The organism is Burkholderia sp. SIMBA_051 (assembly GCF_046534915.1).
Taxonomy (GTDB): Bacteria; Pseudomonadota; Gammaproteobacteria; order Burkholderiales; family Burkholderiaceae; genus Burkholderia; species Burkholderia ambifaria.
The window spans coordinates 109,070-127,900 of the sequence record NZ_JAWRXS010000008.1 but is presented as its reverse complement, the minus strand read 5'-3'; the positions used below and the strand labels follow the sequence as shown (position 1 = coordinate 127,900).

20 protein-coding genes are annotated in these 18,831 nt (G+C 66.6%); 12 read left to right on the top strand and 8 right to left on the bottom strand.

Going from position 1 to position 18,831, the window contains the following annotated elements:
- Nucleotides 1-471: 471 nt before the first annotated feature.
- Nucleotides 472-1,134: a glutathione S-transferase family protein gene (locus SB771_RS20885; RefSeq protein ID WP_175661166.1), complete on the top strand. Its 663-nt coding sequence runs from the start codon at nt 472-474 to the stop codon at nt 1,132-1,134.
- A gap of 57 nt (nt 1,135-1,191) precedes the next feature.
- Here SB771_RS20885 and moaD read toward each other — a convergent pair whose 3' ends face one another.
- The 5 genes from moaD to fdhD all read right to left on the bottom strand — a co-directional run bounded on the left by moaD (nt 1,192) and on the right by fdhD (nt 5,511).
- Nucleotides 1,192-1,449 carry a molybdopterin converting factor subunit 1 gene (gene moaD, locus SB771_RS20880; RefSeq protein ID WP_011660588.1) on the bottom strand — a complete coding sequence of 86 codons (258 nt, stop codon included), beginning with the start codon at nt 1,447-1,449 and terminating at the stop codon, nt 1,192-1,194.
- A gap of 52 nt (nt 1,450-1,501) precedes the next feature.
- Nucleotides 1,502-2,065: a molybdenum cofactor biosynthesis protein MoaE gene (locus SB771_RS20875; RefSeq protein WP_175661167.1), complete on the bottom strand. Its 564-nt coding sequence runs from the start codon at nt 2,063-2,065 to the stop codon at nt 1,502-1,504.
- 47 nt (nt 2,066-2,112) lie between these two features.
- The gene (gene moaA, locus SB771_RS20870) at nt 2,113-3,231 is read right to left on the bottom strand and encodes a GTP 3',8-cyclase MoaA (RefSeq protein ID WP_175661168.1); all 1,119 of its coding nucleotides are present in this window, start codon (nt 3,229-3,231) and stop codon (nt 2,113-2,115) included.
- A gap of 196 nt (nt 3,232-3,427) precedes the next feature.
- A complete protein-coding gene (glp, locus tag SB771_RS20865; RefSeq protein WP_175661169.1) occupies nt 3,428-4,642 on the bottom strand; it encodes a gephyrin-like molybdotransferase Glp in 1,215 nt (404 codons plus the stop codon).
- Nucleotides 4,639-5,511, bottom strand: a complete 873-nt coding sequence (gene fdhD / locus SB771_RS20860; protein WP_175661170.1) for a formate dehydrogenase accessory sulfurtransferase FdhD — start codon at nt 5,509-5,511, stop codon at nt 4,639-4,641. Before fdhD ends, glp begins: the two co-directional genes overlap by 4 nt.
- Before the next feature lie 418 nt (nt 5,512-5,929).
- On the opposite strand from fdhD, the gene SB771_RS20855 reads away from it, so the two are divergent.
- The 4 genes from SB771_RS20855 (at nt 5,930) to SB771_RS20840 (ending at nt 9,789) form a co-directional block, all read left to right on the top strand.
- Nucleotides 5,930-7,330, top strand: coding sequence for a cytochrome ubiquinol oxidase subunit I (locus tag SB771_RS20855; RefSeq protein ID WP_175661171.1), 1,401 nt, complete (start codon nt 5,930-5,932; stop codon nt 7,328-7,330).
- Between the two features lie 2 nt (nt 7,331-7,332).
- On the top strand, nt 7,333-8,340 hold the full coding sequence (cydB, locus tag SB771_RS20850; RefSeq protein WP_175661172.1) for a cytochrome d ubiquinol oxidase subunit II: 1,008 nt from the start codon (nt 7,333-7,335) through the stop codon (nt 8,338-8,340).
- A gap of 100 nt (nt 8,341-8,440) precedes the next feature.
- Nucleotides 8,441-9,361, top strand: a complete 921-nt coding sequence (locus SB771_RS20845; protein ID WP_175661173.1) for a bestrophin family protein — start codon at nt 8,441-8,443, stop codon at nt 9,359-9,361.
- Between the two features lie 41 nt (nt 9,362-9,402).
- Entirely contained in the window at nt 9,403-9,789 is a 387-nt protein-coding gene (locus SB771_RS20840; RefSeq protein ID WP_175661174.1) for a VOC family protein, read from the top strand.
- Nucleotides 9,790-9,887: 98 nt separating this feature from the next.
- On the opposite strand, the gene trpS is transcribed toward SB771_RS20840, so the two are convergent.
- Together trpS and SB771_RS20830 are read right to left on the bottom strand one after the other, a co-directional pair.
- Complete coding sequence (gene trpS, locus SB771_RS20835; protein WP_175661175.1) at nt 9,888-10,901, bottom strand: tryptophan--tRNA ligase; 1,014 nt, start codon at nt 10,899-10,901, stop codon at nt 9,888-9,890.
- Nucleotides 10,902-11,110: 209 nt separating this feature from the next.
- Nucleotides 11,111-11,266 (bottom strand): hypothetical protein, encoded by a 156-nt coding sequence (locus tag SB771_RS20830; RefSeq protein ID WP_006753127.1) that lies wholly within the window; start codon nt 11,264-11,266, stop codon nt 11,111-11,113.
- Between the two features lie 312 nt (nt 11,267-11,578).
- Here SB771_RS20830 and SB771_RS20825 point away from each other — a divergent pair, with 312 nt between their 5' ends.
- The 7 genes from SB771_RS20825 (at nt 11,579) to argE (ending at nt 17,616) form a co-directional block, all read left to right on the top strand.
- Nucleotides 11,579-12,910 carry a tetratricopeptide repeat protein gene (locus SB771_RS20825; RefSeq protein WP_244096799.1) on the top strand — a complete coding sequence of 444 codons (1,332 nt, stop codon included), beginning with the start codon at nt 11,579-11,581 and terminating at the stop codon, nt 12,908-12,910.
- Nucleotides 12,911-12,994: 84 nt separating this feature from the next.
- Nucleotides 12,995-13,240, top strand: coding sequence for an AbrB/MazE/SpoVT family DNA-binding domain-containing protein (locus SB771_RS20820; protein ID WP_006753129.1), 246 nt, complete (start codon nt 12,995-12,997; stop codon nt 13,238-13,240).
- Complete coding sequence (locus SB771_RS20815; RefSeq protein WP_006753130.1) at nt 13,237-13,635, top strand: PIN domain-containing protein; 399 nt, start codon at nt 13,237-13,239, stop codon at nt 13,633-13,635. The genes SB771_RS20820 and SB771_RS20815 overlap by 4 nt, the downstream gene beginning before the upstream one ends.
- Before the next feature lie 228 nt (nt 13,636-13,863).
- Complete coding sequence (locus tag SB771_RS20810; protein ID WP_175661176.1) at nt 13,864-15,210, top strand: flavin-containing monooxygenase; 1,347 nt, start codon at nt 13,864-13,866, stop codon at nt 15,208-15,210.
- A gap of 126 nt (nt 15,211-15,336) precedes the next feature.
- Entirely contained in the window at nt 15,337-15,774 is a 438-nt protein-coding gene (locus SB771_RS20805; RefSeq protein WP_006753132.1) for a RidA family protein, read from the top strand.
- An 8-nt stretch (nt 15,775-15,782) separates the two neighbouring features.
- Nucleotides 15,783-16,460: a DUF1028 domain-containing protein gene (locus SB771_RS20800; RefSeq protein WP_175661177.1), complete on the top strand. Its 678-nt coding sequence runs from the start codon at nt 15,783-15,785 to the stop codon at nt 16,458-16,460.
- On the top strand, nt 16,453-17,616 hold the full coding sequence (argE, locus tag SB771_RS20795) for an acetylornithine deacetylase (protein ID WP_175661178.1): 1,164 nt from the start codon (nt 16,453-16,455) through the stop codon (nt 17,614-17,616). Before SB771_RS20800 ends, argE begins: the two co-directional genes overlap by 8 nt.
- A gap of 61 nt (nt 17,617-17,677) precedes the next feature.
- Here argE and SB771_RS20790 read toward each other — a convergent pair whose 3' ends face one another.
- Nucleotides 17,678-18,601, bottom strand: coding sequence for a LysR substrate-binding domain-containing protein (locus SB771_RS20790; protein ID WP_012372721.1), 924 nt, complete (start codon nt 18,599-18,601; stop codon nt 17,678-17,680).
- Nucleotides 18,602-18,831: the final 230 nt, after the last annotated feature.

The following is an 18,831-nucleotide window of genomic DNA, read 5'->3' as shown; positions in this document are numbered from 1 at the left end:
TGTCTTATGTCTTATATAAGAGTTGGGTTTGAGACTTCCCGTTGGCGGGTCGCGGCGCGGCGGTTGAGTGGAAGCCGACCGGGCCGCGAACCGCGAAGACATTCATTCCGGGGCAGACGCGGAATCGGTCCCCCTTGCATCTGCGCGAGGCTGCGGCTTCCACGTTTGGAGCTTCGTTCAGTGCACTGAACCGGTGCTGGGCGTCGTGTCAGATCGGTAGCGGTCGCTCGAAGATGCGAATACGATCTCCCCGACCGTTTGCCGAACGCTCGCGCTGGATGAAAAATCGATGCACGATATCAGCCGCCGGCATGGTCACGGTAGCGCCGACGCGTTGAGGAAGGCTCTTACGCGACGCTTCGGCGTGAGGTCCCACCGAAGATGCGCGGCGTCTCGCCGAACGAACGGCGCCGACCCGCACGAAGCGTCCGCGTGACCGTCACGACGTGAAAACCCATGGAGGAGCGACAGATGAAAATCATCACCGGTCCGCTGAGCATGTTCGGCGCGAAGGTCGAGATCGCGGCGCACGAGAAGGGCATCGCCTTCGAGCGCGTGCTGGCGCCGTTCAGCCAGCAGCGCGGCTACGACCCGAAGCATCCGGACGTCCTGCGCATCAACCCGAAACGCCAGGTGCCGGTGCTGATCGACGGCGAGCTGGAGATTTTCGATTCCACGCAGATCTTCGAATATCTCGAGGACGTGCAGCCCGATCCCGCGTTATGGCCGGCGCAGCCGAAGGCTCGTGCCGTCGCGCGTCAGCTTGAGCACTGCAGCGACGAGATCTATTTTCCGCACGTCATCCGGCTGATGGGCCTCGAAGCGACGCCGGAGCATCCCGACGCGCAGGCCGCGCGCGACGCAGCGAGGCAATACTATCGGCGCATGGAAAGCGTGCTGGCGGACCGGCAATATCTGGCGCAAACCTATTCCTATGCGGACATCGCGTTCTACATGGCGCAGTTGTTCGGCGCGCGCAAGGGCGCGCCGATGACGGCCGAGACGCCGCATCTGCTCGCATGGCGCGAACGGATGACCGCGCGTCCGGCCGTGCGGAAAGTGGCCGGCGCGATGGCCGGTTATCTCGCTTCGATCGATCATCCGGTTCCGGACTTTCTTCGCGGGCTCGACTAGCGATCCGTTTCGCATCGATCGGCGGCGATCGCCGCTCGCCGCTCGATGCGAACGGGATCACCCGCCCGTCACCGGCGGAAAGAACGCCACCTCGCTATCCTCGCGCACGACGAACCCGCCCGTCACCATCTCGAGATTCACGGCCGCCCGCACTGGCCGATCCATTCGCAGCGCTTCTCCACTACGCGCGTCGCGTGCGGCGAGTGTGCGGCGCAGCGCGTCGACTGTGAGCTCATCCGCATCGATCTCGACGACTTCCTCGTCGGTATGCAATTGTTCGCGAATGCTCGCAAAGTATTTGATCGTCAGTTTCATCGCGATGTCTCGGGCAGAAGCAGCGGAAGTGGAAAAGGCATGGCCGGCACGTTCATCCCCATCGCCGCATCGCCTGATCGTCATGCGCCTTCGGCTCGACCCAGCCGGACACGCCGTCGTGCCGGATCTCCTTCTTCCAGAACGGCGCGTGCGTCTTCACGAAGTCCATGATGAACTCGCACGCGTCGAACGCCGATGCGCGATGCGCGGCGGCGACCACGACGATCACGACCGGCTGGCCGAGCGGAATCCGCCCGACGCGATGCACGATCCTGACCGCTTCGAGCTGCCAGCGCGCGCCGGCTTCCTCGACGATGCTCCATAGCGCCTGCTCGGTCATCGTCGGATAGTGCTCGACTTCGAGCGCGATCACGTCGTCGACGTCGCCTTCGTTGCGCACGACGCCGAGGAAATTCACGACCGCGCCAACATTCGGATTGCGAACGATCGGCGCGATCTCGGCGCCGGCGTCGATCGCCGCGTATTGCACCCGCACCTCGAAGCCGGCGGCAATCGCCGGCGGCGGTTCGGTGTGCAGCGCGGATGGCTCGGGATGGCTGTCGTCACGCGACGGATCGTCGGGTGGCGCGCCACGGGATTCGGTGAAACTCGTCATGACGGGGTTCTCCTGTAAGCGGTGCGCGCCGCTTCGCGCGGCAGCCGTCAGCCGCCGACGAGCGACATGCGCACGGTCGGATAGGTCTTGCCCGACGGCCGCGCCGCACGCGTCGCCCGCCGCTCGGAATAGCGGTCGTCGCGCTGCATCCAGCGCGCGCGCACGGCGTCGGCGAGCTGGCCGGTCGATGCGTTGTCGTCGAGCCACGGCCGCAGATCGGTGCCCTGCGTGGCGAACAGGCACGTATAGAGCTGGCCGTCGGCCGACACGCGGGCGCGCGAGCACGTGCCGCAGAACGGATGCGACACACTCGCGATGAAGCCGACCTCGCCCGCGCCGTCGATGTGCCGGCAGCGGATCGCGGTGGCGTCGTGCCCCGGTTCGCCGACGAGCACGAGCGGGTAGCTTGCTTCGATCAGCTCGCGCATCCGCGTGGCCGGCACGACCTTGTCGCCGGACCATGCGCTCGCGCCGCCGACGTCCATGTATTCGATGAAGCGCACGGCCACGCCGCTATGTCTGAAGTGACGCACCAGCGGCAGGATCTGGTCGTCGTTCACGCCGCGCTCGATCACCGCGTTGACCTTCACCGGCGCGAGCCCGGCCGTCTGCGCGGCTTCGATGCCGGCCAGCACGCGCGCAACGGGCACGTCGGCATCGCTCATCCGGCGGAACACGGCATCGTCGATCGCGTCGAGGCTCACCGTCACGCGCGACAGGCCCGCATCGCGCAGCGAGCGTGCCTTGGCGGCGAGCAGCGAACCGTTGGTCGTCAGCGCGATTTCGACGGGCTTGCCGTCGACGGTCGTCAGCGTCGCGAGCCGTTCGATCAGCGCTTCGAGGTTGCGGCGCAGCAGCGGTTCGCCGCCGGTGAGTCGGATCTTTTCGACGCCGAGCGAGATGAACGCGCGGGCGATCTTCTCGAGCTGCGCGAACGACAGCCGCTCGGACGACGGCATGAACGCGTAGTCGGGCCCGAAGCTGTCGCGCGGCATGCAGTAGCCGCAGCGGAAATTGCACTGGTCGATGACGGACAGCCGCAGATCGCGCAGCGGCCGCGCGAGCGTGTCGAGCGGGCGGGAGAAGGCGCCGGGCGATGCGCCGCCGGAGGCGGCGGCGGCCGGCGCGGAAACGATGGCATTCACGATCGGTTCGTCGGCCTGCATGAAGTGAGCGGAATGGCGTCGCCGAGCGGCCGCGTATGCGCCGACGTATCAGCGCACAGGTCGTGACGAGCGTCATCGTGAGGATAGTCTGCCGGACTTTTCCGGCAGAGGCACAATCCCGCCCGAAATGCAGGAATACAGTTCGCGATCCTGCATGCACGAAAGACGGGCATCGCATGCATGCTCATGCTCATGTTCACGCGAGCCAGTGTGCGAAATCGTAATACGGCACCGCGTCGCCGCGCGCGATGCGTCGACCGGCCGGCAGCCGCGCGAGCCCGCTCGCCTGCACGAGCGATTGCAGCGTGCCGGCGCCTTGCTGCCGCAGCGTGTCGAGTACGGGTGCGCCGTGGGCGTCGATGGTGCGGCGCACGCGCACGAAGCGTTCGCGCTGCGCATCCGGCTCGACGTCGATATCGATCGGCAGCGACGGCACGGCCGGCACGCAATCGTCGCGCCCCTGCAGGCGGCGGATCAGCGGCGCGACGAACAGCGCGAACGCGGTCATCGCGGCGCCCGGATTGCCGGGCAGCAGCACGACGGGCCGTTCGTCGAGGCGCGCGAGCGCGACGGGCTTGCCGGGCTTCATCCGCACGCCGGAGACCACGAACGACGCGCCGAGCGCGGTCAGCGCGGGGCGCAGCAGGTCCTTGTCGCCGACCGATGCGCCGCCGACGCACACGATCACATCGCAGCGCGCGGCCATCGTGCGCAATGCCTGATCGACGGCGGCCGCGGTGTCGGCTGCATGCTCGCTCGCGGCGACGATGGCACCGGTTCCCGCCACCAGCGCGGCGAGCATCGGCGCATTGCTGTTGTAGATCTGCTGCGGCGCACGCGGCTGGCCGCACCGGACGAGCTCGTCGCCGGTCGTGAGGATGCCGACCCGCAGCGGCGGCCGCACATCGATGTGCGCGCAACCCTGCGCGGCGGCGACGCCGACGTGCATCGCGCCGAGCCGCACGCCGGCCGGCATCAGCAGATCGCCCGCGCGTACTTCCTCGCCGCGGCGGCGGATATGCGATCCGGCGCGCTGCGGCGCGTCGAACGCGACCCAGCCGTCCTGCTCGTGCGCGTGCTCCTGCATCACGACGGTGTCGGCACCGGGCGGAATCAGGCTGCCGGTGAAGATTCGCGCGGCCGTGCGCGGGGCGAGCGGCGACGGCGCGTCGCCCGCATAGCAGCGCTGCGCGACGCGCAACGGCTCGCCGTGCGCGAGGTCCGCGTGCCGGACCGCGTAGCCGTCCATCGCGCTCTGGTCGGCGGGCGGCTGGTCGAGCACGGCGGCGAGCGGCGTGGCGAGCACGTGGCCGGCCGCTTGCGCGACCGGAATGGAGACGGCCGCAGGCGGCAGTGCGAACGCGCCGGCGAAATGCCGTTGGGCGGTATCGAAATCGGTCAGGGGTGTCATCGAGCGGTGAGCGCATGCGGTTGCGCATGCGCGGGTTCGGGTAACGGGAGCGAGTCGGGCGACACGTATTCGACGAAGCCGTCGTTGCGGCAGAAGCCGAGCAGCCGCACGCCGGCTTTGCGGGCGACGTCGATCGCGAGCGACGTCGGCGCGGAGATCGTCGCGATCATCGGGATGCCGACGCGTGCCGCCTTGCGCACGAGCTCGTAGCTCGCGCGGCTCGACAGGAACACGAAGCCCGCGCGCAGGTCCGCGCGCTGCCGCGCGAGCCGGCCGATCAGCTTGTCGAGCGCATTGTGGCGGCCGACGTCCTCGAAGACTTCCAGCACGGCGCCGTCGCGGTCGCACCACGCGGCTGCATGGATGCCGCCGGTCGCGCGCATCAGCGGCTGCCGCGCCGGCAATGCGCGGGCGGCGCGTGCGACGGCGTCGGCGCCGATGCCGGCCGCCGCGCCCGCGGCCGCGATGCGGGGCGGATGCAGGTCGAGCTGCGCGATGCTTTCGATCCCGCAGACGCCGCAGCCGGTGCGGCCGGCCAGCGCGCGCCGGTGCGCCTTCAGCGCCATGAACGCCTGCTGCGACACGGTGAGCCGCACTTCGGCGCTGTCGGGCCGGCATTCGGTTTCGATGTCGAAGACGTCGGACGCGCGCTCGACGATCCCTTCGCTCAGCGCGAAGCCGAGGCCGAACGCGTCGAGGTCGATCGGCGTCGCCATCATTACCGTGTGCGCGATGCCGTTGAATACGAGCGCAACCGGCGTCTCGTCGACGACGCGATCGACGGCGCCCAGCGCGTCGCCGGCACGATGACGCGTCACATGACACGCGCGGCTGCCGGCCGGATCGTCGGGGCGGTCGCTGGGCTCCATGCGGTTTTCTCCAGGGGGAAATCGGGAATCGGCCGGCGCGGGCGCCGGGCGACGGAAACGGATGCTGCGAAGGGCGGTGCGCGGCGTCGCGCCGGCTCGCCACGGGCAGGCTTCGAGCCGATGGTACGGGCGTTCGGCCCGGGCGCGAATGCACAGCGTCGCGATGCGCAAAGCAGTACAGCTGACGGCCTCCCGGCGCCGAAACGGGTTTTCCGTACACACATCTTTGGACCGGGGGAAAGCACAGTTTCAGCGCACGTTCGCGCGATTGCGAGTATCGTCCGAAACGCGATATCGTCATTCACGCTTCGTTGCCGTGCCCCGCGATCCGTTCCAGGTTGGCGCGTGCCGTCGCGAAGCCGTCGCGCGATTTCCTGCTTCGAGCTGACGTCCTCACAACCACGAGCAAATTACGGTCATGGAAATCTTCGATGCGTTCCATCTCGCACGATTGCAATTCGCGTTCACGGTGTCGTTCCACATCGTGTTTCCGGCGATCAGCATCGGCATGGCGAATTTTCTGGCAGTGCTGGAATGGCGCTATCTCGTCACCGGCGACGCCGCCTATAAATCCATGTTCCAGTTCTGGTCGAAGATCTTCGCGATCGGCTTCGGGATGGGCGTCGTCTCCGGCGTCGTGATGGCCTACGAGTTCGGCACGAACTGGGCGGGCTTCTCGCGCGTCGCGGGCAACATCACCGGCCCGCTGCTCACTTACGAAGTCCTGACGGCCTTCTTCCTCGAAGCCGGCTTCCTCGGCGTGATGCTGTTCGGCTGGCAGCGCGTCAGCCCGCGCGCGCACTTCTTCGCGACGCTGATGGTCGCGGTCGGCACGCTGATCTCGACGTTCTGGATTCTCGCGTCGAACAGCTTCATGCAGACGCCGCAGGGCTACAAGATCGAGAACGGCCTCGTCGTGCCGGTCGACTGGTTCAAGATCATCTTCAACCCGTCGTTCCCGTATCGCCTCGTGCACATGACGATCGCGGCGTTCATCGTCGCGGGCTTCATCGTTGCCGCGTGCGGCGCGTGGCATCTGCTCAAGGGGCGTCGCGACGAGCCCGTGAAGCGCAGCTTCTCGATGGCGCTATGGATGCTGCTGCTGCTCGCGCCGATTCAGATCGTCGTCGGCGACGCGCACGGGCTGAACACGCGCGAATACCAGCCGGCGAAGATCGCGGCGATCGAGGGGCTGTGGGAAACGGAGAAGGGCGGCACCGCGCTGAACCTCGTCGGCCTGCCCGACATGCAGGCCGAAACGACGCGCTATGCGATCCAGGTGCCGCACCTCGGCAGCCTGATCCTCACGCACAGCTGGGACGGCGAGATCCGCGGGCTGAAGGAATTCGCGCCGCAGGACCGCCCGTATTCGCCGATCATTTTCTGGACGTTCCGGATCATGGCCGGCCTCGGGATGCTGATGCTGCTCACCGCGCTGCTCGGGCTGCTGCTGAGAAAGGGCGGGCGCCTGTATGAAACCCGCTGGTTCCAGTGGTTCGTCGTGTGCATGGGGCCGTCGGGCATCATCGCGCTGCTGGCCGGCTGGATCACGACCGAGGTCGGGCGGCAGCCGTGGACCGTGTACGGCGTGCTGCGCACCGTCGATTCGGTCTCCCCGCTTACCGCGCAGCAGGTCGGCGTGTCGCTGCTGGTCTTCGTGGTCGTGTATTTCCTGGTATTCGGAACGGGTATCTACTACATGATGAAACTGATGAAGCGCGGGCCGGCAGCCCAGGCCGGCTACATCGAACTGCACCGGCATCCGGGGCTGCGCAAGAGCGCGCTGTCCACGCCGCTGAACGTCACCGAGGCGGAGTAACCATGCACATCGATCTTCCTGTCGTCTGGGCCGCAATTATCGGCCTCGGCGTATTCATCTACGTGATGCTGGACGGCTTCGATCTCGGCATCGGGCTGCTGTTTCCGTTCTTCGATGCGAAGGCCGAGCGGCAGGTGATGCTCGACACCGTCGCGCCGGTGTGGGACGGCAACGAGACCTTTCTCGTGCTCGGCGGTGCGGGCCTGTACGGCGCGTTCCCGGTCGTCTACTCGACGCTGCTGCCGGCGAACTACCTGCCGCTGATCCTGATGGTGGTCGGGCTGATCTTCCGCGGCGCCGCGTTCGAGTTGCGCGCGAAGGCGAACCGCACGCAGCACCTGTGGGATCTCGCGTTCATTGGCGGTTCCGCGCTTGCCGCGTTCTGCCAGGGGATTGTGCTCGGTTCGCTGCTGCAGGGCATCCGGATCGTGGACCACCAGTTCGCGGGCGGGCCGTTCGACTGGCTGTCGCCGTTCAGCCTGTTCTGCGGGATCGGCGTGCTCGTCACCTATGCGACGCTCGGCTGCGGCTGGCTGATCCTGAAAGTCGATGGCGAACTGCAGCGCAAGATGCGCGTGCTGATGAAGCCGCTCGCGGGCGTGCTGCTCGCCGTGATGGGCGTGGTCAGCCTGTGGACCGTGATCGGGCTGCCGGCGGTCGCGCACCGCTGGTTCGGCAGCGGCTACCTCGGCTGGTTCCTGCCGGTGCCGATCCTCGTCGCCGCGTGCGTGTGGGGCATCTTCCACACGGTGAAGCGCCAGCACGAGGCGACGCCGTTCCTGCTGACGCTCGCGCTCGTGTTCCTCGGCTACACCGGGCTCGTGATCAGCATCTGGCCGAACATCGTGCCGCCGTCGCTGACGATCTGGGAGGCGTCGTCGAGCCATTCGAGCCAGCTCTTCGCGCTCGTCGGCACGGTGATCGTGCTGCCGGTCATTCTCGTGTACAACGCGCTGCAGTACCGCGTGTTCCGCGGCAAGGTGCGCGAGGGCGACATCGGCTATCACTGAGCGATGCACCCGGTATCGCTCCGACAGCGGCCCGCCACGCGCGGGCCGTCGCACATCGGGCGCAGGCATTGCGTATTTCCTTGGCAGTCGAGACCACACCATGATCGTCAGACCACGACAAAACTGGCTCAGGATGCTGTTCGTATGGAACGGCTCCGTGCTGCAGTCGATCATTCCGCAACTCGTGTTCATGGCGATCGTCAGCACGCTGGCGGTTTTCACGAACGGGCGCATCTTCGGCGAGAAGATTCCGCTGAACACCGCGCCGTTCACGCTGTTCGGGCTCGCGCTCGCGATCTTCCTCGCGTTTCGCAACAACGCGAGCTTCGAGCGCTTCAAGGAGGCGCGGCTTCTGTGGGGCAACCTGCTGATCGCGGCGCGCACCGTCACGTCGCAATTGCACCGCTACCTGCCCGACAGCGTCGGCGACGCGGAGCGCAACCGGCTCGCCGATCTGCTGATCGCGTTCACGTATGCGCTGAAACATCAGCTGCGTCATACCGATGCGACGCAAGACCTGCAACGCATCCTCGGCCCGGAACGTGCCGCTGCGTTCGCGCACAAGTGCTACCAGCCCGTGGCGATTCTCGATGAACTGCGCGGCGGAATCGTCCGGGTGCTGGGCCGCGGGGCCGGCCACGACGCGACGTGCTGGATGTTCGATGCGCAACTGGTCGAGCTGGGCCGGGCGGTGGGCGGCTGCGAGCGGATCCTCACCACGCCGATTCCGTTCTCGTACAGCGTGCTGCTGCATCGCACCGTCTATGCTTATTGTGTGCTGCTGCCGTTCGGTCTCGTCGATTCGACGGAGTTCTTCACGCCGCTGATCTGCGTATTCATTTCGTACACGCTGATCGCGCTCGAAGCGATCGCGAACGAGGTGGCCGAGCCGTTCGGTCTCGCACCGAACGCGCTGGCGCTCGACGCGATGGCGCGCACGATCGAACGGTCGGTGCTGGAGCTTGGGGATCGCGCGATGCCGGAGGAATTCGTGCCGGCGTCGACGTATCAGATCACGTAAGCGCCACCGCGCGGCGGCTCGCAGGATCAGGAGGACATGTCATGCGTATCTACGTGACGAGCATCTTTGTCGACGATCAGGACAAGGCACTCGCGTTTTACACCGACACCCTCGGCTTCCGGCTGAAGAACAACGTGCCGGTGGGCGAGTACCGCTGGCTGACGGTCGTGTCGAAGGACCAGCCCGACGGCACCGAGCTGATGCTCGAGCCGAGCCATCATCGCACGGTCGCGCCTTACCGTCAGGCGCTTTACGAGGATGGCATTCCGGCGGCGTCGTTCCAGGTCGACGATCTCGACGCGGAGTTCGCGCGGCTCGATGCGCTCGGCGTGCGCTTCACGCTGGCGCCGATCGACGCGGGCCCCGTGCGGATCGCGGTGCTCGACGATACGTGCGGGAATCTCGTGCAGCTCATGCAGATGAAGTGACGCGAAGGCGCGGATATCGGCGCGCTCATCGGCACGCCGCGACCGGCGGCGCGTCGTGCGTGCGGCGCTGGAGTACCAGCGCCCGCCGTCGTCACCGCTCAATCGAAATACGTGAGCCCCATCGCGCCTTTCACCTCCGCCAGCGTCGCGCCGGCCACCTCGCGCGCATGCAGCGTGCCGCGCTTCAGGATCGCCATCACCTCGGCCTTGTCCGCCTCGAATTCGCGGCGGCGTGCACGGATCGGCTCGATCAGCGCCTGCAGCCGCTCGTTCAGCACGCGCTTCACGACGCTGTCGCCGAGGCCACCGCGGCGATAGTGCGCCTTCAGTTCGTCGACCTTCGGCACGTCGGGTTCGAATGCGTCGAGGAACGTGAACACGACGTTGCCCTCGACCTGGCCGGGATCGCTGACGCGCAGGTGGTTCGGGTCCGTGTACATGTCCTTCACGGCCTGCGTGATCTCGTCGGGCGTCGAGCCGAGCGTGATCGCGTTGCCGAGCGACTTGCTCATCTTCGCCTTGCCGTCGATGCCGGGCAGCCGCGTGACGGCCGAGAGCACGGCCTCGCATTCGACCAGCACCGGCTTGTCGACCGTCGCGTTGAAGCGGCGCACGAGTTCGTTGGTTTGCTCGATCATCGGCAACTGGTCGTCGCCGACGGGCACGTGCGTCGCCTTGAACGCGCTGATGTCGGCCGCCTGGCTGACGGGGTAGGTCAGGAAGCCGGCCGGGATGTCGCGCTCGAAGCCGCGCAGGCGGATCTCTTCCTTGATGGTCGGGTTGCGCTCGAGGCGCGCGACCGTGACGAGGTTGAGCAGGTATTGCGACAGCTCGGCGAGCTCGGGCACCTGCGACTGGACGACGATCGTCGAGATCGCCGGGTCGATGCCGACGGCCAGGTAGTCGAGCGCGACCTCGATCACGTTCTCGGTGACGCGCTGGCGGCGGCCCATGTTGTCGGTCAGCGCCTGCGTGTCGGCGAGCAGCAGGAACTGCGTCGCCTCGTGCTGCATCTGCACGCGCGCGCGCAGCGAGCCGATGTAGTGGCCGAGATGCAGCGGGCCGGTCGTGCGGTCGCCGGTGAGGATGGTCGGTCGGGTCGGGTGCGTCATGGTACGGGTTGGCTCCGGGTTATCGAAGCCGCCAGCCATGACGTAGGCGCAGAAACGACAATGCCGCCATGGCTGGCGGCATCACGTTCGGGACATGCAAAAGGAAACGGGCCGCCTGGGTCAGGCGCGCCACCAGCGATGCACGTTCGGCGAGGCAGGTTTGATTTCCATGGCGCGAGTATAGCGCAGCGCGCGGGCCGCCGTGCGCGTCAGCGGATCACCGACTCCATCGCGAGGTAGGCGGTTTCGGCGGATGGCCACAGCAGGTACAGCAGGCCGGCCATCAACAGCAGCGCGCCTGCGCGTACCATCGGCGTTCGGTCTTTCCCGCTCAGGGTCATGATGTGCTGCTTCAGTTTCTTCATGCTTGCAGGCGCGACGTGCGCCACTCCAACGGTTGCTGCAACGGCGCCGGGTGGGGCGGCGCCGAGATGCTACGGGGTTCAACGAGAGGCCGGGCCGGCGATTCGGCGCGGCAAGAGGCGCGCGCGGGGGATCGAAAAAGGGAACGATCAGGCGTCCCCGGGCGCATCGCATAGACGACGCGCATCGTACCAGTTCGGGCGCGGGGGGACAGTCAACAATTGTCGCGTGATGGTCGGATCAAGGGTCATCGCCTAAAATCGGCGCAGCGTTGGCGAGGTGCTTTTTCGGTTCGGCGCCATTGCCGAGGGGCGGTGAAATTACCCGGAACAAGGGCTTGCCGTCCGGGCTTTTGTATCCGCATCCCTGGTGCGCACGCCAGCAGTCCGTTCATTTTTCCTGTTCAGGTATTCGATATCGTGCGAACTCAATTGCGTCCGATGGCCGCCGACCGTATCGGCTTGATCCGATGGGCTTCCGTTTTTCTGCTCGTCGGGTGTGCGGCCTGCTCGCGGACCGATGCGCTCCCCCGCAACATGTCGCTGACTGCCTTCAACCCTCATCGCGCCGCATTCGAGTGCAAGCACGAAGCCGACGTTGTTCCGCCGATCGATCAGGAGGCGGATCGATGGAACCGGCAAGCGATGGCGCTCACCAGTTCGCTGTTGTGGCCGAACCAGCGCGACTACAAGGGCGCTGTCGATCTATGGACGAAGGCCGCCGAGCGCAAACACTGGAAGGCGATGTTGAATCTGGCGAATGCGTACGCTCAGGGCGATGGCGTGGATCGAGATTCGGAACGTGCCGTGCAGATTGTCGAGCAGGCAATGAAACTCGGCGTACCTGCGGCCTATGACCTGATGGGCACGTATTACATGAACGGGACGGGCGTGAAGCAGGACGCGAGCCGCGCGTATGGGTTCCGGCAACTCGCTGCCGATATGGGCAACCCGAATGCGATGGCATATCTGGGCGGCAAGATGGATGCCGTGTATGACGATCCCAAAGCGGGCTTCTGGGGTAATCGCAAGATTGCGCTTCAGATGCTCGAGTGTGGATTTGCGCAGGGGAATGGAGATGCAGCGTATGCGCTCGGGACAACACTCGTTGGGTCCGACAAGTCGCTAGGCGAAGACAATGAACGCGCCCTCAGAATTCTGCATGACGGGGTGAAGTACGGCAGCGCCAGGAGTGCAGCATATTTGTTCGGCGCGTTCGATGATGGTGATCCGGTGGCCGGTAACGCAAAGGATCGCGCCCGCGCCGAGCGCTACATCATTCTCGCCGACCGCCTGGAGCGCGATCCGGACCTTCGTCTGCCGAACCTGGACAAGGTGTTGCCGTTGCCACCGTCCAGATTGCCCAAGTGGGACGGCAACAAGGAGACGCTGATCAATGCGGCTAGGGCTGTGATGTCGGTACCCGTGCCGCCTTCCCAACCCGGCATGCATCCGGTCTCGCTGCGTACCGGTCGTGCGCGTGTGCCCGATGGCTACATGTTGCCGGAGAAGCCGCACGTCACAGTGCCTCCGGGGCCCACGCGCGTGCCCGGTGACGGGCATCTGGCAGGCCAGCATGACAGAGAACCATCCTCGGGCCGCGACGTTCAATCAGTGGTACAGCCACGCCAATGTCGCACAGCGTGATGCCTTCCCCGATCCGCGGGACATGCACCATCCTTGCTTTTCGGTTCGCCTTACCTTAAAGTAAGGAATATCGGAGGAATCACCATGACAGCAGCAACTATCACTTCCAAGGGCCAGGTCACGATCCCTGTGGACGTGCGCAATCAGCTTGGCCTTGCGTCGGGAGACCGGATTGAATTCAGTTTCAACGAGACGACCGGCCGGTATGAGATCTACCCGGCCACGCGTTCGCTCGCGTCGCTCAAGGGCATCGTGAAGAAGCCCGCCAAACCGGTGTCGATCGAAGACATGAATCGGGCCATCGCCGAGCAGGGAGCATCCGCGCGATGATCGGACTGGATACGAACGTGCTGGTCCGCTACTTTGCCCAGGACGACGTCGTTCAGTCGAAGAAGGCGACGGCATTGATGGAGTCCCTGTCGGCCGAATCGCCGGGGTACGTTTCGCAGGTCGCATTGGTCGAGGTCGTGTGGGTGCTCGGGCGCTGCTACGGCGTTGAGCGAGAGCAGATGAAGGACATCATCGACTCGATGATCGGCACCAAGGAATTGATGGTTGAAGGCGCGGACACGGTGCGAAAGGCACTTCGCGTTTTCGCTGCATCCGCGAAGGCGGATTTCGCGGACTGCCTGATCGAGCGTTCAGGGCATGTAGCCGGCAGCGAGTACACGGCTACTTTCGATGTGACAGCGTCGAAGGTCGCGGGGATGCAGTTGATCAAGTAATCATTCGACTGCACAAGCTCATGGAGGCGCGCGGCCACTTCGGACACACGCGCCCCCGGAGGCTGTTCGCTCGTCATTCCAACCCCGCCTCACCGCCCCCAGCTTTTTTCTCGTCAACAACGACAAAAATGATCGTTTCGCCCTAGCCTGCCTGTCAGCAGAATGTCTCCATTCCCCCTCGCGCGACGACCCGAGCATCGCCGCGAGCCGCACTTCAAGGAGACAGCCGTGGCAGTGGAAACAACCTCAATCGATACGCTGGTCGTCGGTGCCGGCCAGGCCGGCGTGGCCATGAGCGAGCACCTGGGCAAGCTCGGCGTGCCACATCTCGTGCTGGAGCGCGATCGCATCGCCGAGCGCTGGCGCACCGGGCGCTGGGATTCGCTGGTCGCGAACGGCCCCGCGTGGCACGACCGCTTTCCGGGGCTCGAATTCGATGGCCTCGATCCCGATGCGTTCGCAACGAAAGACCAGGTCGCCGACTACTTCGAAGCCTACGCACGCAAGTTCGGCGCGCCGATCCGCACCGGCGTCGAAGTGAAAACCGTCGTGCGCAACACAGGCAAGCCGGGCTTCATCGTCGAAACGTCGGACGGCACGATCGAGGCGAACCGCGTGGTCGTCGCGACGGGGCCGTTCCAGCGTCCTGTCATTCCGCCGATCGCGCCGGACGATGCCGGCCTCGTGCAGATCCATTCCGCCGACTATCGCAACCCGGCGCAATTGCCGGACGGTGCGGTGCTGGTGGTCGGCGCGGGTTCGTCGGGCGTGCAGATCGCCGACGAGCTGCAGCGCGCGGGCCGGCAGGTCTACCTGTCGGTCGGCCCGCACGATCGCCCGCCGCGCGCCTATCGCGGCCGCGACTTCTGCTGGTGGCTCGGCGTGCTCGGCGAATGGGACAAGGAGGTCGCGACGCCCGGCCGAGAACACGTGACGATCGCGGTGAGCGGCGCGCGCGGCGGCCATACGGTCGATTTCCGCGCACTCGCGCACCAGGGCGTGACGCTCGTGGGGCTGACGAAGGCGTTCGACGGCGGCGTCGCGGTGTTCGAAAACGATCTCGCGAACAATCTCGCCCGTGGCGACGAGAACTACCTGTCGCTGCTCGACGCGGCCGACGCCTATGCGGCGCGCAACGGCCTCGACCTGCCCGAGGAACCGGAAGCACGCCGCATCCTGCCGAATCCGGACTGCGTCACGCAGCCGATCCTCGCGCTCGACCTGGCCGCCGCAGGCGTCACGTCGATCGTCTGGGCGACGGGCTACGCGCTCGACTACAGCTGGCTGAACGTCGACGCGTTCGCCGCGAACGGCAAGCCGCAGCATCAGCGCGGCGTGTCGAAGGAGCCGGGCATCTATTTCCTCGGACTGCCGTGGCTGTCGCGACGCGGCTCCAGCTTCATCTGGGGCGTGTGGCACGACGCGAAACACATCGCCGACCACATCGTCACGCAGCGCAAGTACCTCGATTATCACGACGCGTCGCAACGCCGCGCGCAAACGCGCACCGGGCACGGCGACACGGCACGCACGGCGCAGGCCGATGCCCGCCCGCTGGTCGACGCGATCGGCTGATACGGATTCGGCATTCGGCATTTGCGCCGCTACCCGCACCCACGAACACTTATCAGCACCCGCTGCACCGCGACCGTGACCGCGTCGGCGCGGCGAGCGCAACACACCGACCTTCGAAGGACTTCGATGAGCCAGCCTACCCATACCCGTATCCGCATGTTCAACACGAAGGATACCTACCCGAACCAGACGCTCGACAACGACCTGTGCCAGGCCGTGCGCGCCGGCAACACCGTCTACGTGCGCGGCCAGGTCGGCACCGATTTCGATGGCAAGCTGGTCGGCCTCGGCGATCCGCGCGCCCAAGCCGAGCAGGCGATGAAGAACGTGAAGCAGTTGCTCGAGGAAGCCGGCAGCGACATCACGCACATCGTGAAGACGACGACCTACCTGATCGACCCGCGCTATCGCGAGCCGGTGTACCAGGAAGTCGGCAAGTGGCTGAAGGGCGTCTATCCGATCTCGACGGGGCTCGTCGTCTCGGCGCTCGGCCAGCCGCAGTGGCTGATGGAGATCGATGTGATCGCGGTGATCCCGGACAACTGGCAGCCGAACCGCGCATAGGAGGCGACATGACTTTCTCCATCGTCGGGCGCTGCCCGGAAACGGGCCAGCTCGGCATCGCGATCAGCTCGTCGAGCATCGCGGTGGGCGCGCGCTGCCCGTGGGTGCGGGCGGGCGTCGGCGCGGTCGCGACGCAGAACATCACGCTGCCGGCGCTCGGCCCGCAGATTCTCGACCTGATCGAGCACCAGCAGCTCGCGCCCGCCGTCGCGCTCGACCGCGCGCTCAGCGCGAACGGCTGGAGCCAGTACCGGCAGGTCACGGTGATCGACGGGCAGGGGCAGACGGCGTGCTTCACCGGCAAGGAGGCGCTCGGCACGCACCATGCGGTGCGGGGCGAGCAATGTGTGGCGGCCGGCAATCTGCTGGCCGCGCCGGCCGTGATCGACGCGATGGCGCGCGCGTTCGAGCAGGCGCCCGGGCTGCTGGCCGACCGCCTGCTGGCCGCGATGCATGCGGCGATGGCGGCGGGCGGCGAGGCGGGGCCGGTGCATTCGGCCGCGCTGAAGGTGGCCGGCGACGTGACCTGGCCGATCGTCGACCTGCGCGTCGACTGGGCCGACACCGATCCGATCGGGCAGCTGGACGCGCTGTGGCAGGCCTATCGCCCGCAGATGCAGGATTACCAGACGCGCGCGCTGAACCCGACCGCCGCGCCGAGCTACGGAGTGCCCGGCGATGAGTGACACGTCGAGCCGCGCGTTGCTCGAGCGGCTGATCGGCTTCGCGACGGTCAGCCGCGATTCGAACCTCGCGATGATCGACTTCATCCGCGACTATCTCGACGGCTTCGGTGTCTCGAGCGAGCTGTTCTACAACGCGGAGCGCACGAAGGCGAGCCTGTACGCGACGATCGGGCCGCGCGATCGCGGCGGCATCGCGCTGTCGGGCCATACCGACGTGGTGCCGGTCGACGGACAGGCGTGGACGGTCGAGCCGTTCCGGCTGACCGAGCGCGACGGCCGGCTGTACGGGCGCGGCACGGCCGACATGAAAGGCTTCATCGCGTCGGTGCTCGCGGCCGTGCCGGCATTCGTGTCACGGCCGTTGAACCTGCCCGTGCACCTCGCGTTCTCGTACGACGAGGAAGTCGGCTGTCTCGGCGTGCGGCCGATGCTCGACGCACTGACGACGCGCGAGCACCGGCCGCGCCTGTGCCTGATCGGCGAGCCGACCGAACTGAAACCGGTGCTCGGTCACAAGGGCAAGCTCGCGATGCGCTGCCACGTGAAGGGCGCCGCCTGCCACTCGGCGTATGCACCGCTCGGCGTCAACGCGATCGACTATGCGGCGAAGCTGATCGGCCGCCTCGGCGAGATCGGCGCGTCGCTCGCGCGGCCGGAGCATCACGACAGCCGCTTCGATCCGCCGTTCTCGACCGTGCAGACCGGATTGATCAAGGGCGGCCGCGCACTGAACATCGTGCCGGCCGAATGCGAGTTCGATTTCGAGGTGCGGGCGCTGCCGGCTTTCGATGCGTATGATGTGCCGAGGAAGCTGCAGGATTATGCGGAATCCGAACTGTTGCCGACGATGCGCGCGGTGCAGCCCGATACCGACATCCGTCTGCAGCCGCTCGGCGCGTATCCGGGGCTCGCGACTTCGCCGGACAGCGAAGCCGCGCGGCTGCTCGCGATGCTGAGCGGCTCCGACGCGTTCGGCACCGTCGCATTCGGCACCGAGGGCGGGCTGTTCGGGCAGGCCGGCATTCCGACGGTGGTGTGCGGGCCGGGCAGCATGGACCAGGGGCACAAGCCCGACGAGTTCGTCACGCTCGAACAGCTGCACGGATGCGACGCGATGCTCGGCCGTCTCGCGATGTATCTCGCGTCGGCTGGCTGATCCGGCTTTCCAACCGCATGCCGCACGCCGCCGTTCCGCGGCGCGTGCGGTTCTTTCGTTGCTATCGCGCCGATTCCGCGACGATCTGCGCCAGCCGCTCTCGGCAGAACTCGACGAACGACTGCGCCTGTTTCGTGAGCTGCCCGCGCTTCAGCCGCGCGCTCACGAGCCCCGACGGGCTCACCGTTTCGCTCAGGCCGATCGTCACGACGCGCCGGCCGTCGTACGTGTATTCGGAATGCGGGCGCGTGACGAGCAGCGAGAAGCCGAACCCCTGGCCGACCATCCCGCGCACCATCTCGATCGACGGCGAAGCGAACACGATGTTCGGCGTGAGCCCGAGCTCGTGAAACAGGCTGACGAAGTACGTGCGGCTCGGCAGCACGTCGAGCAGGATCATCGGCTCGACGCTGAGCTCGTGCAGCGACACGTGCGACTGGCCCGCGAACCGGTGGTTCTCCGGCAGCAGCACGTACGGCTGCTGCGCCGGCATCAACGGCTCGGTCTCGATGGTGCCGTCGAGGTCGTGGTCGTAGAGGAACGCGAGATCGAAGGTGCCGGCCGTCAGGCCCTGCACGAGCTCCTGCTGGTCGCCGTCGCGCAGCCGGATGTTGACGCCCGGATAGCGTTCGCGAAAGCCCGCGATCAGTTGCGGCAGGTAGAGCGGCGCGACGGTCTCGAAGCAGCCGATGTCGATCTGCCCGCTGATCACGTCGTTGTCGGCGAGCGCGTTCTGCTCGAACTCGTGCGCGATGCGCAGCAGCTCCTGCGCCTTCCGGTAGAAACGCGTGCCGCTCGGCGTCAGCGACACGCCTTGCGCGTGATGGCGGATGAACAGCTTCACGCCGAAGCTTTCCTCGAGCCCCTTGATCGCACTGGAGATCGACGGCTGCGCGATGAAGAGCTGGCGCGACGCCTCGGCGACGCTACCGGATTCCACCGTCGTCACGAAATATTTCAGTTGCCGCAAAGTGTAGTGAGCCACGAGCACCTCTGATGCCGGCCCCGCGCGCGTGCCGCCGCGGGGCGCGTTCTGTCCGCTGTTTTGCGTAGCACCTTACCCGAAGACGCCCGGCGCCGGAATTTCCGCTGCAGAGCTTTTTCGTATGTCCCGAAAATATTTTTAGTATTTTCCGGTCGCCGCATGCGTGGCGCACCATCGTCTGCAATCCGGATCGCGACAAAAGCGCGCATGCGCCGGCGGGGCACGGCATC

What these genes read in the sequence shown, in the direction of transcription:
- fdhD (WP_175661170.1), bottom strand. Translation starts at nt 5,511, where the DNA reads ATGGAGCCCAGCGACCGCCCCGACGATCCGGCCGGCAGCCGCGCGTGT.
- SB771_RS20805 (WP_006753132.1), top strand. Translation starts at nt 15,337, where the DNA reads ATGAGCCAGCCTACCCATACCCGTATCCGCATGTTCAACACGAAGGAT.
- SB771_RS20815 (WP_006753130.1), top strand. Translation starts at nt 13,237, where the DNA reads ATGATCGGACTGGATACGAACGTGCTGGTCCGCTACTTTGCCCAGGAC.
- argE (WP_175661178.1), top strand. Translation starts at nt 16,453, where the DNA reads ATGAGTGACACGTCGAGCCGCGCGTTGCTCGAGCGGCTGATCGGCTTC.
- SB771_RS20840 (WP_175661174.1), top strand. Translation starts at nt 9,403, where the DNA reads ATGCGTATCTACGTGACGAGCATCTTTGTCGACGATCAGGACAAGGCA.
- moaA (WP_175661168.1), bottom strand. Translation starts at nt 3,231, where the DNA reads ATGCAGGCCGACGAACCGATCGTGAATGCCATCGTTTCCGCGCCGGCC.
- SB771_RS20875 (WP_175661167.1), bottom strand. Translation starts at nt 2,065, where the DNA reads ATGACGAGTTTCACCGAATCCCGTGGCGCGCCACCCGACGATCCGTCG.
- SB771_RS20845 (WP_175661173.1), top strand. Translation starts at nt 8,441, where the DNA reads ATGATCGTCAGACCACGACAAAACTGGCTCAGGATGCTGTTCGTATGG.
- cydB (WP_175661172.1), top strand. Translation starts at nt 7,333, where the DNA reads ATGCACATCGATCTTCCTGTCGTCTGGGCCGCAATTATCGGCCTCGGC.
- SB771_RS20885 (WP_175661166.1), top strand. Translation starts at nt 472, where the DNA reads ATGAAAATCATCACCGGTCCGCTGAGCATGTTCGGCGCGAAGGTCGAG.
- glp (WP_175661169.1), bottom strand. Translation starts at nt 4,642, where the DNA reads ATGACACCCCTGACCGATTTCGATACCGCCCAACGGCATTTCGCCGGC.
- SB771_RS20800 (WP_175661177.1), top strand. Translation starts at nt 15,783, where the DNA reads ATGACTTTCTCCATCGTCGGGCGCTGCCCGGAAACGGGCCAGCTCGGC.
- SB771_RS20830 (WP_006753127.1), bottom strand. Translation starts at nt 11,266, where the DNA reads ATGAAGAAACTGAAGCAGCACATCATGACCCTGAGCGGGAAAGACCGA.
- trpS (WP_175661175.1), bottom strand. Translation starts at nt 10,901, where the DNA reads ATGACGCACCCGACCCGACCGACCATCCTCACCGGCGACCGCACGACC.
- SB771_RS20820 (WP_006753129.1), top strand. Translation starts at nt 12,995, where the DNA reads ATGACAGCAGCAACTATCACTTCCAAGGGCCAGGTCACGATCCCTGTG.
- moaD (WP_011660588.1), bottom strand. Translation starts at nt 1,449, where the DNA reads ATGAAACTGACGATCAAATACTTTGCGAGCATTCGCGAACAATTGCAT.
- SB771_RS20855 (WP_175661171.1), top strand. Translation starts at nt 5,930, where the DNA reads ATGGAAATCTTCGATGCGTTCCATCTCGCACGATTGCAATTCGCGTTC.